The organism is Labrys sp. F242 (assembly GCF_057813875.1).
The window spans coordinates 1,505,236-1,521,547 of record NZ_JBVASG010000001.1; the positions used below are offsets into that span (position 1 = coordinate 1,505,236).

13 protein-coding genes and 1 tRNA gene are annotated in these 16,312 nt (G+C 60.6%); 10 read left to right on the top strand and 4 right to left on the bottom strand.

The annotated features are described in order from the left end of the window. Nucleotides 1–30 precede the first annotated feature (30 nt). The 6 genes from ACZYTC_RS07030 (at nt 31) to pip (ending at nt 6,704) form a co-directional block, all read left to right on the top strand. Nucleotides 31–1,044 (top strand): amino acid ABC transporter substrate-binding protein, encoded by a 1,014-nt coding sequence (locus tag ACZYTC_RS07030; RefSeq protein ID WP_434956768.1) that lies wholly within the window; start codon nt 31–33, stop codon nt 1,042–1,044. 129 nt (nt 1,045–1,173) lie between these two features. Then, entirely contained in the window at nt 1,174–2,187 is a 1,014-nt protein-coding gene (locus ACZYTC_RS07035; protein ID WP_488989193.1) for an amino acid ABC transporter substrate-binding protein, read from the top strand. Between the two features lie 216 nt (nt 2,188–2,403). Beyond that, nucleotides 2,404–3,594 (top strand): amino acid ABC transporter permease, encoded by a 1,191-nt coding sequence (locus ACZYTC_RS07040; RefSeq protein WP_434956766.1) that lies wholly within the window; start codon nt 2,404–2,406, stop codon nt 3,592–3,594. 4 nt (nt 3,595–3,598) lie between these two features. Further along, nucleotides 3,599–4,756, top strand: coding sequence for an amino acid ABC transporter permease (locus ACZYTC_RS07045; RefSeq protein WP_434956765.1), 1,158 nt, complete (start codon nt 3,599–3,601; stop codon nt 4,754–4,756). An 8-nt stretch (nt 4,757–4,764) separates the two neighbouring features. After that, complete coding sequence (locus ACZYTC_RS07050) at nt 4,765–5,535, top strand: amino acid ABC transporter ATP-binding protein (protein WP_434956764.1); 771 nt, start codon at nt 4,765–4,767, stop codon at nt 5,533–5,535. Between the two features lie 167 nt (nt 5,536–5,702). Then, on the top strand, nt 5,703–6,704 hold the full coding sequence (gene pip / locus ACZYTC_RS07055) for a prolyl aminopeptidase (RefSeq protein ID WP_488989194.1): 1,002 nt from the start codon (nt 5,703–5,705) through the stop codon (nt 6,702–6,704). 14 nt (nt 6,705–6,718) lie between these two features. Here pip and galE read toward each other — a convergent pair whose 3' ends face one another. Further along, the gene (gene galE, locus ACZYTC_RS07060; protein ID WP_488989195.1) at nt 6,719–7,696 is read right to left on the bottom strand and encodes a UDP-glucose 4-epimerase GalE; all 978 of its coding nucleotides are present in this window, start codon (nt 7,694–7,696) and stop codon (nt 6,719–6,721) included. Nucleotides 7,697–7,936: 240 nt separating this feature from the next. Between galE and ACZYTC_RS07065 the strand changes: the two genes are divergently transcribed. The 3 genes from ACZYTC_RS07065 (at nt 7,937) to ACZYTC_RS07075 (ending at nt 11,330) form a co-directional block, all read left to right on the top strand. After that, nucleotides 7,937–9,217: a DUF3422 family protein gene (locus tag ACZYTC_RS07065; protein WP_488989196.1), complete on the top strand. Its 1,281-nt coding sequence runs from the start codon at nt 7,937–7,939 to the stop codon at nt 9,215–9,217. Between the two features lie 1,169 nt (nt 9,218–10,386). Next, nucleotides 10,387–10,890 (top strand): ABZJ_00895 family protein, encoded by a 504-nt coding sequence (locus ACZYTC_RS07070; RefSeq protein WP_434956760.1) that lies wholly within the window; start codon nt 10,387–10,389, stop codon nt 10,888–10,890. 191 nt (nt 10,891–11,081) lie between these two features. Then, entirely contained in the window at nt 11,082–11,330 is a 249-nt protein-coding gene (locus tag ACZYTC_RS07075) for a hypothetical protein (protein ID WP_434956759.1), read from the top strand. A gap of 501 nt (nt 11,331–11,831) precedes the next feature. Here the strand turns inward: ACZYTC_RS07075 and ACZYTC_RS07080 are convergent. After that, a complete protein-coding gene (locus ACZYTC_RS07080) occupies nt 11,832–12,836 on the bottom strand; it encodes a cupin-like domain-containing protein (protein ID WP_488989197.1) in 1,005 nt (334 codons plus the stop codon). Nucleotides 12,837–13,467: 631 nt separating this feature from the next. Continuing rightward, a tRNA-Lys gene (locus tag ACZYTC_RS07085) sits at nt 13,468–13,543 on the bottom strand. A gap of 178 nt (nt 13,544–13,721) precedes the next feature. Between ACZYTC_RS07085 and ACZYTC_RS07090 the strand changes: the two genes are divergently transcribed. Then, the gene (locus ACZYTC_RS07090; RefSeq protein WP_488989198.1) at nt 13,722–16,037 is read left to right on the top strand and encodes a xanthine dehydrogenase family protein molybdopterin-binding subunit; all 2,316 of its coding nucleotides are present in this window, start codon (nt 13,722–13,724) and stop codon (nt 16,035–16,037) included. A gap of 88 nt (nt 16,038–16,125) precedes the next feature. Here ACZYTC_RS07090 and ACZYTC_RS07095 read toward each other — a convergent pair whose 3' ends face one another. Beyond that, on the bottom strand, nt 16,126–16,302 hold the full coding sequence (locus ACZYTC_RS07095; RefSeq protein ID WP_441773941.1) for a hypothetical protein: 177 nt from the start codon (nt 16,300–16,302) through the stop codon (nt 16,126–16,128). Nucleotides 16,303–16,312: the final 10 nt, after the last annotated feature.

The window sequence follows — 16,312 nt, forward strand, 5'->3', positions numbered from 1 at the left end:
AAACCGGCCATTTATGAAAAGGTTTTATCCATGAAAAAGCAACTTTCCATGGCGATTGCCGGGGCTTTTGTCGCCCTGGGTGTTTCGGTGGCGAGCGCTGGGACGCTCGACACCATCAAGCAGCGCGGACAGTTGATCTGTGGCTCGAATGCCGGCCTTGCCGGTTTCGGCATCCCGAACGAGCAGGGCAAGTGGTCCGGCTTCGACGTCGACTACTGCCGCGCCCTCGCAGCGGCGGTGCTGGGCGAGGCCGACAAGACCAAATATGTGCCGTTGTCGGCCAAGGACCGCTTCACCGCGCTGCAGTCGTCCGAAATCGACGTGCTGCCGCGCAACACCACCTGGACGCTGACGCGCGAGACCGGTGGTTTCCTGTTTGCCGCCACCAATTATTATGACGGCCAGGCCTTCATGGTGAAGAAGTCTCTGGGCGTGAACTCGGCCAAGGACCTCGATGGCGCCACCGTCTGCGTGCAGCAGGGAACGTCTCACGAACTCAACCTGTCCGACTTCTTCCGCGGCATTGGAAAGAAGTATCAAATTCTGACCCTGGCGACGATCGACGAAGCCAAGAACGCCTATGATGGCGGCCGCTGCGATACGTTCACCTCGGACGCTTCTCAGCTGTACGGCGTGCGCCTTGGGCTGAAGAACCCCGACGAACACGTGGTTCTGCCTGAAATCATTTCGAAGGAGCCGCTGGCGATCGCGGTCCGCCAGGGCGACGACCAATGGTTCAACATCACCAAATGGGTCTATTATGCCCTCGTCCAGGCCGAGGAATCCGGCGTGACCCAGGCCAATGTCGACGAGATGCTCAAGTCGGACAAGCCCGATATCAAGCGCCTGCTCGGCGGCGAGGGTGATTTCGGTAAGCAACTTGGCCTCGACAATCAGTGGGCCTATCGCGCGATCAAGCAGGTCGGCAATTACGGCGAGATCTTCGACCGCAATCTCGGCTCGAAGTCGCCGCTCAAGATCGAGCGCGGGCTCAACGCCCTGTGGACCAACAAGGGCCTGCAATACGCGCCTCCCATTCGCTGAGGCTGGCGAGTGCCTGCCCTGGAAGGACGACTTCCGGGGCAGGTACGCAGGATTGGCACCACGGCTCTTTGGCGAGGCGCAGGAGAGCCAAGACGATCGAGCTGAACCGATATCGAGAAGGGGGAGTTGATGAGGCAACAACTCTGCGCGACGGCCGTTGGTGTCTTCGCCGCTTTGAGTGTTTCCATGGCGGGCGCTGGAACGCTCGACACCGTCAAGCAGCGCGGTCAGCTGATCTGTGGAGCCCATCAGGGCCTGGCAGGTTTCAGCATCCCGAATGAACAGGGCAAATGGGCCGGCTTTGATGTCGACTATTGCCGTGCTCTTGCGGCGGCCGTGCTGGGCGATGCCGACAAGACCAAGTTTGTGCCCTTATCCGCCAAAGACCGCTTCACCGCCCTGCAATCTTCCGAAATCGATGTTCTGCCGCGCAACACCACCTGGACTCTGACCCGCGAGACTGGTGGCTTCCTGTTTGCCGCCACCAACTACTACGACGGCCAGGGTTTCATGGTGAAGAAGTCGCTGGGCGTGAAATCGACGAGGGAACTCGATGGCGCGACCGTTTGCGTCCAGCAGGGTACCTCGCACGAACTCAATCTTTCCGATTATTTTCGCAGCATCGGCAAGCCTTATCAGATCCTGACGCTGGCCACGATCGGCGAGGCGCAGAACGCCTATGAGTCGGGCCGTTGCGACACCTTCACGACCGATGCCTCCGGGCTCTATGGTGTGCGTCTGGCCCTGAAAAACCCCGACGAGCATGTCGTGCTGCCTGAGATCATCTCCAAGGAGCCATTGGGGATCGCCGTGCGCCAGGGCGACGATCAATGGTTCAACGTGGTCAGATGGACCTATTTCGCTTTGGTTCAGGCCGAGGAATCCGGTGTGACCCAGGCCAATGCCGATGAGATGCTCAAGTCGGACAAGCCGGATATCAAGCGCCTGCTCGGCGGCGAGGGTGATTTCGGCAAGCAGCTCGGCCTCGACAATCAATGGGCCTATCGCATCGTCAAGCAGGTCGGCAATTACGGCGAGATCTTCGACCGCAATCTCGGCTCGAAGTCCCCGCTCAAGATCGAGCGCGGGCTCAATGCCCTGTGGACGAACAAGGGCTTGCAATACGCGCCGCCGATACGTTGAGAATGAATGGCCCCGGCGATTTGCCGGGTGTTTTTTCAAGGCGTTTTGCGATTCGGTGGGGATGCCGGGAATCGCAAGGACATTCTGGCCACTCCATAGGATTGGCTTGGAAACAAGGAGTTGGAGCAAAATGCGTTCGGCCATGAGCGCGCCTTGCTACAGCGGAATCCGTAGAAAAAGGGTGAGGGCTATCTGCGTGTTGGGGAGAATGAGACAATGACGTTGGCAGTCGACCGGGGAGACGGCGGCGGGCGTACCTACTGGTTCAACAATCCGAAATTACGGGCTGTTGTCTTCCAGGTCGTGCTGTTGGCAATCGTCTTGCTCATTATCTTGACGGGCGCTTGGAATGCCGTCGAAAACCTGGCCAGGCAGGGCCGCTCTCTTGGCCTTGATTTTCTGGGGCGAACGGCGAGCTTCGATATCGGCCAGACGCCGATCGAATATACTTCGCTGTCCACCAATGGCCGCGCCTTGCTGGTCGGTATCGCAAACACGCTGATCGTGGCCGCCCTTGGCATCGTGTTGGCGACCATTCTGGGTTTCATCATCGGCGTGGCCCGGCTGTCCAACAACTGGATCATCGCCAAGCTCGCGATGGTTTATATCGAAGTCGTCCGTAACATTCCGCTGTTGCTGCAGTTGCTGTTCTGGTACGGCGCCGTGCTCAAGCCCCTGCCGGGCGTGCGCCAGTCGATCACCTTCGGCGAGAGCATCTTTCTCAACAATCGCGGCATCTTCTTTCCGGCTGCCATGCCTCAGGCTGGTGCAGGCCTGGTCGGCGGGGCTTTGCTGGTCGGCATTCTCGGCGCCATCGGCGTTGCCCTCTGGGGCAAGCGCAAGCAAATGGAAACCGGCAAGCGCCCGCCGGTGGGGCTCATCAACCTGGCGCTGATCGTCGGCCTGCCGCTGCTGGCCTTCCTCGCCACTGGCATGCCCTTCACCATGGATTATCCCAAGGTCGGCGGCTTCAACGTCACCGGTGGCTTCCGCCTGCAGCCGGAATTCGTGGCCCTGCTGCTCGGCCTGACCATCTATACCGCAGCCTTCATCGCCGAGACCGTGCGTTCGGGCATCCGCGGCGTGTCGCATGGCCAGACCGAAGCTTCCGGCGCTCTCGGCCTGAGGCAGGGGCACAATCTGCGCCTGGTGGTGATCCCGCAGGCAATGCGCATCATCGTGCCGCCGCTGGCCAGCCAATATCTCAACCTGACCAAGAACTCTTCGCTGGCGGTGGCCATCGGCTATCCCGATCTGGTGCAGGTGTTCTCGGGCACGGTACTCAACAACACCAATCAGGCGATCGAATGCATCGGCATCACCATGGCTGTCTATCTGATCATCAGCCTGTCGATCGCCGGTTTCATGAACTGGTTCAACCAGCGCGTCGCGCTGGTGGAGAGGTAAGGCCATGAGCGACGCAACTTCCGCCGCCGGCAGCCCGGCCTTCGTCTCGACCACGACCTTCGAGCCGCAACCGCCCCCGGCTGCGACCACCGGTGTGCTCGGCTGGCTGAAAAAGAACCTGTTTTCCTCCATCTCCAACTCCATCCTCACCGTTCTGGCGATCCTGCTGGTGATCTGGGTGCTTCCGGGCATCCTGCGCTTCATGATCTTCGACGCCGTCTGGACGGGCACCGATCGTAATGCCTGCCTCGAGGCCAATGTGGGGCGGCATGTTGGTGCCTGCTGGCCCTTCATCGAAACGCGCCTGCAATATTTCATCTACGGCCAATATCCGGTGGATGAGCGCTGGCGCGTCAACCTCACCGGCATCCTGGCGGCCATCGGCATCCTCTGGTTGCTCTGGCCGAAGATCGGCGCCAAGGGCTGGGGTGTCCTCTACTTCTTCGTGGTCTTCCCGCTGCTGGCCTTCTGGCTGCTGGTCGGGGGTTTTTTCGGGCTGGTACATGTCCCCACCAATCTGTGGGGCGGCATCCTCGTAACCCTGGTGATCGCCGTGGTCGGCATCGTGGCCTCCCTGCCGCTCGGCGTGTTCCTGGCGCTCGGACGTCGCTCGCGCATGCCGATCGCACGGACCATCTCGATCATGTATATCGAGTTCTGGCGCGGCGTGCCGCTGATCACCGTGCTGTTCATGGCCAATATCATGCTGCCGCTATTCCTGCCGGAAGGCTGGCGGCCCGACTCGCTGCTGCGCGTGCTCGTCGGCGTAGCGCTGTTCTGGTCGGCCTATATGGCCGAGGTTGTGCGCGGCGGCTTGCAGGCCATTCCCAAGGGCCAATATGAAGGCGCCCAGGCGCTGGGGCTCAGCTTTCCAAAGATGCTGATCTTCATCATCCTGCCGCAGGCGCTGCGGCTGGTGATCCCGAGCATCGTCAACACCTTCATCGCCCTGTTCAAGGACACCACTCTGGTGGCCATCGTGGGTATCTTCGACTTCCTGAAGACGATCGAGGCGTCCATTCCCGATCCGAACTGGGCAACGCCCGTGACCTACTATACGGGCTATGCATTCGCCGCTATCTTCTTCTGGATCTGCTGTTTTTCGATGTCGCGCTACTCGCAGGCCTTGGAGCGTCGTCTCGATACCGGTTACAAACGTTGAGGGGAAAAATGGCTAACGCCGTTCAAAACACTGCTGGAGAACTGAGCCCGATCGCCGTGCAGATCACGGAGATGAACAAGTGGTATGGCGAGTTCAATGTTCTCAAGAACATCAACCTCACCGTGAAGCGGGGCGAGCGCATCGTGATCTGCGGGCCGTCGGGCTCGGGCAAATCGACGATGATCCGCTGCATCAACCGCCTCGAGGAGCACCAGAAGGGCACGATCGTGGTTGACGGTATCGAGCTCACCAATGATCTCAAGCGCATCGACGAGGTGCGACGTGAGGTCGGCATGGTGTTCCAGCACTTCAACCTGTTCCCGCATCTGACCGTGCTGGAGAACTGCACGCTCGCCCCGATCTGGGTGCGCAAGATGTCGAAGGCCGATGCCACCGAGAAGGCGATGCACTTCCTCAAGCGCGTCAAGATCCCCGAGCAGGCCAACAAATATCCGGGCCAGCTCTCGGGCGGCCAGCAGCAGCGCGTGGCGATTGCCCGGGCCCTGTGCATGAATCCGAAGATCATGCTGTTCGACGAGCCGACCTCGGCTCTCGATCCGGAAATGGTGAAGGAAGTGCTCGATACCATGGTCGGCCTTGCCAATGATGGCATGACCATGCTGTGCGTCACCCATGAAATGGGCTTTGCCCGCCAGGTCGCCGACCGGGTGATCTTCATGGATGCCGGCCAGATCGTCGAGAGCAACGAGCCCAACGCCTTCTTCTCCAATCCCCAGCACGAGCGCACCAAGCTCTTCCTCAGTCAGATCCTGCACTGAGGCAGGACAGCGCGGCCGGCGCAGGTCGCCGGTCGCTTTGGCTGTCTTTTCAGGGGCAGTCGCCATTTCTCATGCCCGGGCTCGTTCTGGGTAATCGGCGAAGATGCCGCCTTAGAGAGTGGCCTCGCATCATTGCCGATACCGGTTCAGTACGTAGGAATTTCATCATGGCGTTTGATCGCTCGAGCGAGCCTGATGGCACGCCGAGGCGCGGGCTCTATCCCGAAATCGAGGCTTATCGCTCCGGCATGCTCGATGTCGGCGACGGTCATTCCATCTATTGGGAACTCGCCGGCAATCCCGAGGGCCTGCCGGTGGCCTTCCTGCATGGCGGCCCGGGGGCTGGCTGTTCGGCCAAGCATCGGCGCCTGTTCGATCCGCGCTCTTGGAACATCCTGCTGTTCGACCAGCGCGGCTGCGGCCGCTCCCGCCCGCATGCCAATCTGGAGGCCAACACAACCTGGCATCTGGTGGCCGACATGGAGCGGCTGCGCAAGGAAGTGCTGAAAGTCGATCGCTGGAGCCTGTTTGGCGGATCCTGGGGCTCGACCTTGGCGCTTGCCTATGCGCAGACCCACCCACAGGCGGTGCAGGCGCTCATGTTGCGCGGCATCTTCACGCTGCGCCGCATGGAGCTCGACTGGTACTATCGGGAAGGAGCCTCCTATTTCTTCCCGGACAAATGGGAAGCCTTCCGCAAGGATCTGCCGCAGGATGCCTGGGCCGATCCGATCCTGACCTATCATCGGCGCCTGACGGGCGATGATGCGGCGACCCGCCTCGCGGCGGCCCGTGCCTGGAGCGTTTGGGAGGGGGAGACTTCGACGCTGATGCCGGAGGGGCCTGCCGTGGGCCACGCGCAGGAACAATTCGCCCTGGCCTTCGCCCGCATCGAGAACCATTATTTCGTGCATGGCGGCTGGATGGAGGAGGGGCAATTGCTGCGCGATGCCGGCAAGCTCGCCGACATCCCCGGCACCATCGTGCAGGGGCGTTATGACGTGGTCTGCCCGCCGGTCACGGCATGGGAACTGGCCAAGCGCTGGCCGAAGGCCGAATTGCAGATGGTGGAAGACTCAGGCCACTCCTTCTCCGAGCCGGGTACGCTGCATCGCCTGATCGAGGCCACCGACAAATATGCCCGCCTGCTGGGGACGGCCGCGGCCTGAGGCCTGCTCTTGTCTTAACCCGGTGACTTCTCGATCCAGGCTGCGGCGCTGGCGACGATGCTGCGGAGGTCGCTGTTGCCTGGCGACCAGCCCAGCGTGTCGGCCGCCTTGTCGATATTCGCATAAAGGGCTGCCGGATCGCCCCTGCGGCGAGGATAAGGCTGGACGGGTACAGGTCGCTCGGTGACGGCTTCGACCGTTTTCAGCAATTCCCTTACGGTGGTGCTGCGGCCACTGCCGAGGTTGAGCGTCAGGCTGCCGCCTCCCGCCAACAGATGATCCAGGGCGCGCAGATGCGCATCGGCGATATCGACGACATGGACATAATCGCGCATGGCCGTGCCATCGGCGGTGGGATAGTCGGTGCCGAACAGTTTGAAGACGGGGCCGAGGCCCAGGGCGGCGCGGATCGCCTTGGGTATGGCGAGGCTGGTCGTTGCATGCCGTTCGCCGATCTCGCCGTCAGGGTCGGCGCCGGCCGCATTGAAATAGCGTAGCACCACGCTGGGCAGGCCATAGGCCGCGTCGTAATGTCGGAGCGCCTGCTCGTCGATGAGCTTGGTGGTGCCATAGGGGCTGACGGGGGCCGGGAGGGTTGCTTCGGTAACCGGAAGAACCGGGGCGTCGCCATAAACGGCGCAGGTCGAGGAGAAGACGATCGGGCAATTACCGTTGTGCCGCGCCGCCTCGATCACCGCCAGAGTGCCTGCGACATTGGCGGCGTAGCAGGGGGCGGGATCGGTGACCGACGAACCCACATCGGCATAGGCGGCAAGATGCATGATCGCGCCAGGCCGGTGCCGGGCAAAGACGCCGGCGAGCCAGTCCGCATCGGCAATGTCGCCCTGTTCGAAGGGGCCCCAGCGGACATGTTCTCCTCGGCCGCTCGAAAGATCGTCGCAGGCAACGGGCCTGTGTCCGGATGACGCCAATGCCTTGCAGACATGGCTGCCGATATAGCCGGCCCCTCCGGTGACCAGGACGACACTCATGATGGCTCTCGTACTCCCTGACTGGCGATTGCGACGGACCCCGTCTTGAGCGTTGCCGCCGCCGAAGAGAATCAAAGAATAAGCTTGCCGCGTCAAATGGATGCGGGCACGGGCGCCTGTTCAGACTTTCGGACTGCAACGCTGACGTGTATTTCCTGCGAGCACGGACGGATGAACCAGCGGGCCTTGGCTCGGAAGTTGCTTCAAAAGGCTCGGCGCAATGGAATTGGAGAAGTCACGATGACGGCGATCGGCACCTCGGAAGCGAGCGAGCCCCCGTTTGCCGACCATCCGGGGCGGGCGGCCGTCTATGCCGAATTGCATGCCAGGCCGACCGAGCCGATCGCCATTGCGGCGCGCATCCGCAGGGTTGCCTTCATGCCGGGAGGCGAGGGACCTTCGCTGGAAGAAGTGGCGCGAGGCTTCGCCCTTTTCGCCGGCCAGCCCGTTCTGCCCTTCGAAGATGCCCGCACACGCCACATCACGGTGGAAAGAGGCGGACGCAAGGCCACTTTCGAACTCCACAACGAATTTGCCACGCTGACCTGGCAATCCGTCCTCACCGACCGCGAGCCCTGGCCCGAGGGTATCGGCCTGGACTGTTTCGCGGGGCTGCAGCGGGTCAGTGCCACACGCATCGACCTGACCGAGACCCACGCCATTTCGGAAGCGGCGCTGGTCGGCTTCAACCCGATCAGCCTGTGCTATTCCGAACTCTATGACGGCAGGGCCCAGGTCGCGACGGATTTCAATCGCGATCGCGACGGGTTCACCCGCTACGAGCTTGCGGCCGGGCAGTGCAACGTCGTGCGTCGCGGCGTGCTGGTGCGCCGCCTCCTCGAGATCGAGACCTACAGCAATTTCGTTCTGCTCGGCCTGCCGGTGGCCCGGGCCCTCGCTTCGACGATCCGCCAGTTCGAGGGGGCCGTGAGCCAGGTGATGGGCCGGGTCGGCCACGCCCATTCAACCGGGGAGAACCGGGAGGCGCTGGAGGCCATCCATGCATTGTCGGCCGATGTCGGCCGCAGCATCGAGGAAACCAGCTTCCGTTTCGCGGCGAGCCAGGCCTATGCGGCGGTGCTCGGCACCCGCTTGGGGCAACTCGTCGAGCGGCCGATCGGCGAGTTCACCACCATCGACCGCTATCTGACCAACCGGACCAACCCGGCCGTTGCCACCTGCCTGGCAACGGAGAAGCGCCTGCAGGCGGTGGCGATGAAGCTGGAACGTTCGGCGGAACTCCTGAACGCCCATATCAGCCTCAGCCTGGAAACGCAGAACCAGACGATTCTGGACACCATCTCGCGCACGTCGGAAAGCCAGTATCGCCTGCAGGAGACGGTGGAGGGGCTCTCCATCATCGCGATCTCCTACTATGCTCTCGCCATCCTGGGCTACATGATCGAGGGCGTCAGCCACATCTGGCATGTCGACAAGGCCATCGCCATGCTGTGCGCGGCACCGGTGGTGCTGTTCCTGGTCTGGCAGGGCATCAAGCGCCTGCGACGGCACGCGGCCTGAGATGCAGGTTCGGGACATGCAAAAAGGGGCACCGAGAGGTACCCCTTTGAATTGCTTCCGCTTTGGTATCTGTCCGTCAGCTATGGGGAACGCATTGGCCGGAGTGATTGGGACGAAGCGATGGCGGGCACATGTCGATGTTCTTCCGACGCTCCGATAGCCGGCCGACCGAGGCATTCGACGCCATGTGCCGGGGATCGAACGCATCTCGGCTGGCGTCATTGATGGTGCGATTGGGCACGCATTTTCGCCATTGATTGAAATGGAAGCCCGGAGCGCATTCGGGGGCAGTCGCCACGGTCGCGTCTCTTGCGGCGGTCTCCTGGGCGGCAAGCCTGGCAGGCGTAAGCGCCACCAGGCATATCAACGTGGCTGGCAGCAGGATGGTGGCTCTTGCAATCATGGGAAGGGCTCGGGGCTGATGGCGATGTGTCAGGATGCACTGCATGGACCATCGAAATGATCCATGCGCGGCTTAGCCTTTGACACGCTGCACGGTTGTGCGTTTTTGCACAGAGCGCGCAACGTCCTGCTCAGCCTCTTGTCGTCCGATGGCGACAGGCGGTCTCAGTTCTTGCACGAAATGCGGATCAATCTCAGCCGGAGCATACCGATCATGGCTGGCTGATAAGGGGGGAGGCCCGGGAAGGACGCCTTGCTGAGGTTGTCATCCGGGCCTCCGGGTTCCCAGACGGGAACGCCCAGAACTTAGACTGCTGAAACTTAGATGAGGATTAGAAGTTCAGCGTAACAGGATTATACATAGGTGTCACCAATACATACTTTGGTATAATTGGTATCTTTGATCTCGGTGTACTTTGGGTAACATCAGAATGCAGATAAATTCCGGCTGAGTGTTCCCGCCAGGCCGCCGTCAATTCGTGATTCAATTCTTCTGCCACGATATATCCGCGACCGGATCATAGATGGCAGGTACGGCGAGCTGCCGGATACATGATCGCAGTTGCAGGGCTTCCAAAACGCTCTTGGAATGCCGCGGCGCAGCGTTCCTTCTTGAAGCAGCCGCTATGATGATGATGAGTCTCGCATGAAACTGCATAGTCCGGATGTACAACTCATAATGGCGCAAGGAATCGGCTAGAGAGACGATCGAAAGCTGGTTGAGCGCGGCCTGCTCGATTTTGTTTGAGCCTTTGGGGGGCTTCTAAGTGGATAGTTACATTCCAACGACCAACACCGTTTCATTCGGAGCGGCCATTTTCCGCTTTTCATGGTTGTATATTCTGACCGCGATCGCCGTCGTGGTCATTGCATTCCTGCTGGAGGCATTCTTACACATCGACATGAGCAAGAACTCCTTCCTGGGCGTCCTGCCTTTGCTGTCTGCAGGCACGGGGACCGGGAAATACTATGCCTCCCGCACCGGCATGAAGCCGAAAGGCGGCAAGGCATGGTCGATAGCGCTCGTCGGCTTCGTCATCTCGTTGATTTTTAACCTGGCTGTGATCTTTGGCTTCGTCGCGTTGACCAACTCGTGGCAGGAGTTGGGTGGTCTCGGATCTCTCCGCCTACGCGGCGGGGAGCAATGGCTGGTGCCGCTGGTACTCGGCGGGTTGTTCCTGTTCTTCGTCGTGCTGACCCGCCTGTCCCTGTGGATGGGAGCCAACCCCGTCGTGAAGAAGATGCGCAAGGACGCGACCGGCGCGTTCTGAAAAGTGGGATCGCACGATGCCCCTGCGGTGCGGTGGCTGCAGGGGAGGCGTGAAGATGGTCCTCGTCGATGAGATTGACGGAGGGACGGGGGCAATTAAGGCTGAGCGGCGAGCACGAGGCCGGGCTCTTTCGAACGACATAGCCATGTCGCAAACATCGGACTATGTTACGTTGCGGTATAGGAGACCGGATGTTTAAATTATTTTACGATATGTCGATGCTCGCTTTTGAATCACAGCAAGCCATTTTACTGCGTACGCTTCGGCTGGCTCAGGGCGGAAGCCGCGCCGAGCGCGAGGCCAAGCTGATGATCAGCGAGAAAGTCACAGCCGCGCAGAAAGCCGCAGGCAAGCTCATGACGGGCACGGCGCCTGGCACCGTCGTTCGAGACTATCGACGCAAGGTTCGTTCCAATGTGAAACGCCTGTCGAAGTCATGACAGCCATTGGGGGGCACTGCTATGGAGATGGCGTAGGCCCGCGTTCTGCATCGAGATTCGGACGTGGCGAATATCGATGCGATGGTGAGCTGGGTTTTATCACGCCCCCGTCACACCATTTGGTCTAATCATCGTGCGTTGTCGGCCGTTCCCAATACCGGCCCGATACGTCGCATCCGATCTTGGCCCGGCACGTTGCGTAACGCCGGGCTTTTTCTTGTCCGCGAGGGGGCAAGATCGAAGCTGGAGCATTCAGATGGCTCACACGTCACGATCGTATCACGTGATATGGAATTTATCACGGCGTCCAGCGATTCAGCGGGACAGCAACCTCCTTGGCCCGGCGTTCCGACAGCGCCGGGTTTTCTTTTGCAGCCCGATCGTTCGGTCGAACGGCGCTCGACCGCGATCTGGCAGCGACGACAAGCGGGGACCTGTCTCACTCTCATCCCACCCATCGCGCCACCCATCGCGCGCGCAACCGGCAGGCATATCGTCTTTTCAGGTGACGCCTCGATGTCTGAAAACCTTCCTGATGAACTGCATTGGTGATTTCAGCCGCATCATCGGCGAGTAGACGATATCCTGGAAGGTCTTGGGATTGGGCATTTCGAGGGCGGAAACCAGTTTTGCCTTGAGAGCATCCCACGCCGGTGAAAAGCCGGGCGGTCGCGGTTTCAGCCTGAGTTGGCGCAGCATGAAGTTGGCCTGATAAACCCTGGCCCGTTGCTCCAGAGCGCGCATGCAGAAGGAAATGCTCAGGCTCACCGAGATGTCGCTGCCGTTCTTGACCCAGTGTGGCGCTACGGGCGGATGGTGCACGGCTTCGCCGGGTGTCAGTCTGTAGATCTCGCCATGGCTCTGTAATTCGGGCCTATAGCGCGGTGTATTGTAGCTGCTGGCATAGAAGCGCTCGAGTTCGATTTCTGGCAGGACTTCGCGATCCTTGGGATCGAACAGGCAGACATCCTTCTCGCCCTGAATCTGGAACAGGAAGTTGGATTCGTGGTCGATATGGAAGGGGGTGGAGATCCCGGGCGAAGACAGAATCACGGTCAGGGTTGCCCAAGTCACCTCCTGGCGGAATGGGCGATCGGCATATGTCCCGATTTCATCGATGAGCATCGCGAGAACCCGGGCGTAATCGGGATTGTAATTCTGTGTACGTGAAAGCCTGATCCAGGAGCCGCCCTCGCCAAGCCGCTCGATCAACTCGGTCGGCCGGTCATGCTGCGTGGCCTCGGTGAATTTGCTGCTGATCGATACCTTTTTCAAATCAAGAGCGAGAAAGTCGGCGGCATTGCCGCTCGCGATTATGCTGCGAGCAGTTTTAACGATCTCAGGCACCTCGAATAAGCCACTTCGACAAAGTGTATGGTGAAGCTTGAAGGGTCTAACGTTGTAATTTTCTTTAAATACTTGCTTGTTCGTATCGAGTATGTTTTCAATTTTTCTGGAACTTAAATTCGACTCTCTTTCTATTTTGTTTGCGAAGGCGATGTTCATGACGAATAACTCGCTCTCTCTGGAATGCCCCACAGTCCATTAATGCTGATGATATCACCGGGAGACATTTTTATAAGGAGTATGAGTGTTGAAAATACTAACTCTTTAGGAGAGCGTATGTCCTACTCATATCGAAATCTGAGGAGAATTGTTTGGTGACTGTTTTTTCGAGAGAAAGTTATTTCAAGAATGAAAGGTTTTCGACAATTCAGGCATCGACATTGGCCAAATCCCAATCGATAGACCTAACCAAACGGCACCGCATGGCCGTTGCTGGCGCCCATAGATTTAGATGCGAATTGGTTCAGCCAAAACTGCGGGTGCCCTAAGCGCCACGCCATGTGCGAGGGATCTTTTCAGGCAAATATCCAGGGCTGTGACGACGTCTGTCTCGCGCGGGATGCCTGGCACTACCTGGATGAACTCAAGACGGCAGCGCTCGCCGATAGGCTCTTCTACATCCAAGATGCTCGTTCGAGTCACATGGGGGTTGCGATCATTGCTCAAGTCTCTGCCGGTCTCGCATGGCAGGGAGGTGTTCAAATCGGCAACAGGGTGGCGCTTCGCCCTGAAACAAAGAAGGCGCCTCGAAGGGCGCCTTGCTTTTCTTTAGCGATATCAGGGATTTCGATGGTGGGCGCACTAGGGCTCGAACCTAGGACCCGCTGATTAAGAGTCAGCTGCTCTACCAACTGAGCTATGCGCCCATCGAAACCACCGAAGCGCGACGCGGTGCCGCGTTCGATGGCCGCGATGTAGCAAAGCTCTTTGTGTGTGTCCAGCGTGTGACGGAAAAATTCTTCAGGTTTTTTGAAATCGGCTTCCTCCGTGCTATTCGAAGGCTATATTCAGAAGCGCCATTCATTAAATTGCCGGAGGTTCCTGATGCCGCCTACCAAATTTGGCGTTGGCCAAGCTGTGCGTCGCAAGGAGGACCAGTCCTTCATCACCGGCACGGGCCGTTATGTCGATGACGAATCGCGTTCCGGCGTGCTGCGGGCCTATGTGCTGCGCTCTCCCTATGCCCATGCCCGTTTCAGCATTGGCGATCTTACCGATGCCGCAGCGATGCCGGGCGTAAAGCTGATTCTGACGGCTGCCGATCTCGATGACCTCGGCGATCTTCCCTGTCTCGCCTTGATGAAGAATGCCGACGGCTCGCCGCAGCGCCCACAGCCTTATCCGCTGCTGGCGCGCGACGTGGTGCGCCATGTCGGCGATGCGGTCGCCTTCGTGGTCGCCGATTCGCTGATCGAGGCGCGTGACGCCGCCGAGGCGATCCCGGTCGACTACGAATCGCTCGACGCCATCGTCGGTTCCGTGGCGGCCCTGGAACCCGGCGCGCCGCTGGTCTGGCCCGAGCATGGCTCGAACCTCGCCTTTGATGCCCAGATCGGCGATGCCAAGAAAGTGGCCAAGGCCTTCGACAAGGCCGCCCGCGTGGTGTCCCTGGACGTCGTCAACAACCGTCTGGTTGCCAACTATTTGGAAACCCGCGGCTGCCTTGCCGAATGGGACGGCAAGCGTTTCACCCTGACTGTCGGCAGCCAGGGCGTGCATTCCATCCGCGACACGCTCGCCAACCATGTCTTCAAGGTGGAGCCCGACAGGGTGCATGTGAAGACTGGCGATGTCGGCGGCGGCTTCGGCACCAAGGCCTTCATGTATCGTGAATATCCGCTCTCGCTGGAGGCGGCGCGCCGTCTGGGCAAGCCGGTGAAGTGGTTTGCCGACCGGGCCGAGCATTTCCTGGCCGATACCCAGGGACGCGACAATATCAGTCGTATCGAGGCGGCGCTCGATCGCCGTTCGCGCATCCTGGCGGTCAAGATCGACATCATCGGCGATCTCGGCGCCTATCTGTCGCAGTTCGGTCCCTTCATCCCCTGGCTCGGCGCGTTGATGGCGACTGGCGCCTATGCGATCGGTGCCATGGATGTCAGGGTGCGCGGCGTCTTCACCAACACGCTGCCCGTCGATGCCTATCGGGGCGCCGGCCGGCCGGAGGCCGCCTATCTCATCGAGCGGCTGATGGATGCCATCGCCTTCGAGACCGGGCTTTCCGTCGACACGGTACGCACGCGCAATTTCGTCAGGCCCGAGCAGATGCCGTTCAAGGCGCCGACCGGCCGGACCTATGATTCCGGCGAGTTCGAGGGTCATATGCGCAAGGCCATGGATGTCGCCGGCTGGGGTGATTTCAAGGGCCGTTGGCAGGCCTCCAAGAAGGCCGGCAAGTTCCGCGGCATCGGCATGTCCACCTATATCGAGGCCTGCGCCGACGGGCCCAAGGAAGTGGCCAGCGTCACGCTCGAAAAAGATGGCACCGCGACCGTGCTGATCGGCACGCAGACCAACGGGCAGGGGCATCTGACGGCCTATGCGCAGTTCGTCTCGCAATATCTCGACCTGCCGCTCGAGCGCATCAACGTCATCCAGGGCGATTCCGATCGCATCAAGACGGGAGGCGGCACCGGCGGCTCGCGCTCGATCCCGGTGGGCGGGGCTTCCGTGGCCCGGGCCAGCCAGACTCTGGCCGAGAAGCTCAAGACGCTCGCTTCCGACGAACTCGAGGCCGGCATCGCCGATCTCGAAATCGTGGACGGCCGAGTGCGCGTAGTCGGCACCGACAAGGCGATCGATTTTGCCGCGCTCGCCCGCCTGCCCAAGGCGACGCCTGAACTGCTCAGCGCCGAGACCGACTATCAGCCGGGCGAGGCGACCTATCCGAACGGCACGCATATCTGCGAGGTGGAGATCGATCCTCAGACCGGGGTCACCGGCATCCTCGGTTACACCATCGTCGACGATTTCGGCATGGTGGTGAACCCGATGCTGCTGGAAGGCCAGGTGCATGGCGGTGTAGTCCAGGGCATCGGCCAGGCCTTGCTTGAGCGTACGGTCTATTCGGAAGACGGCCAGTTGCTGACGGCATCTCTCACCGATTATGCGCTGCCGCGTGCAGACGATCTGCCCTTCATCCATTTCGAGACGCGCAACATCCCCTGCAAGAACAATCCGCTCGGCGTCAAGGGCGCCGGCGAGGCCGGCACCATCGGCGCCGCCCCGGCGGTGATGAACGCGGTGATCGATGCTCTCAGGCGCGGCGTCGGCGTCACCAAGCTCGATATGCCTGCGACCCCCGAGGTGGTGTGGCGCACCATCCAGGACGCGCAGGCGAGAAAGCTGGCGGCCGAATAGCAAGAGTGCGGTGCCTGGCTGCCTTCACCAGTCGGGGGAGGGCAGCCAGGCCTTGATTCCCCTGCTCCTGGTCTGGCGGCCCACCAGTCTATTTGCCGGTAGACAGGGCTTCGAACAGGAAGCGGCGTTCTGAGAGGCTGAGCTTGCCGAGCTGCCAGCCGGGCGTGAGCCTCTCAAGTTCCTTTTCCCAGGTGCCGGCGGAATGCCTGCGGGAGCATTCGCTCTTGGCGATGCATGTGAAGATTGCAAGGAACCTGCTGACCATGGGCTCATTC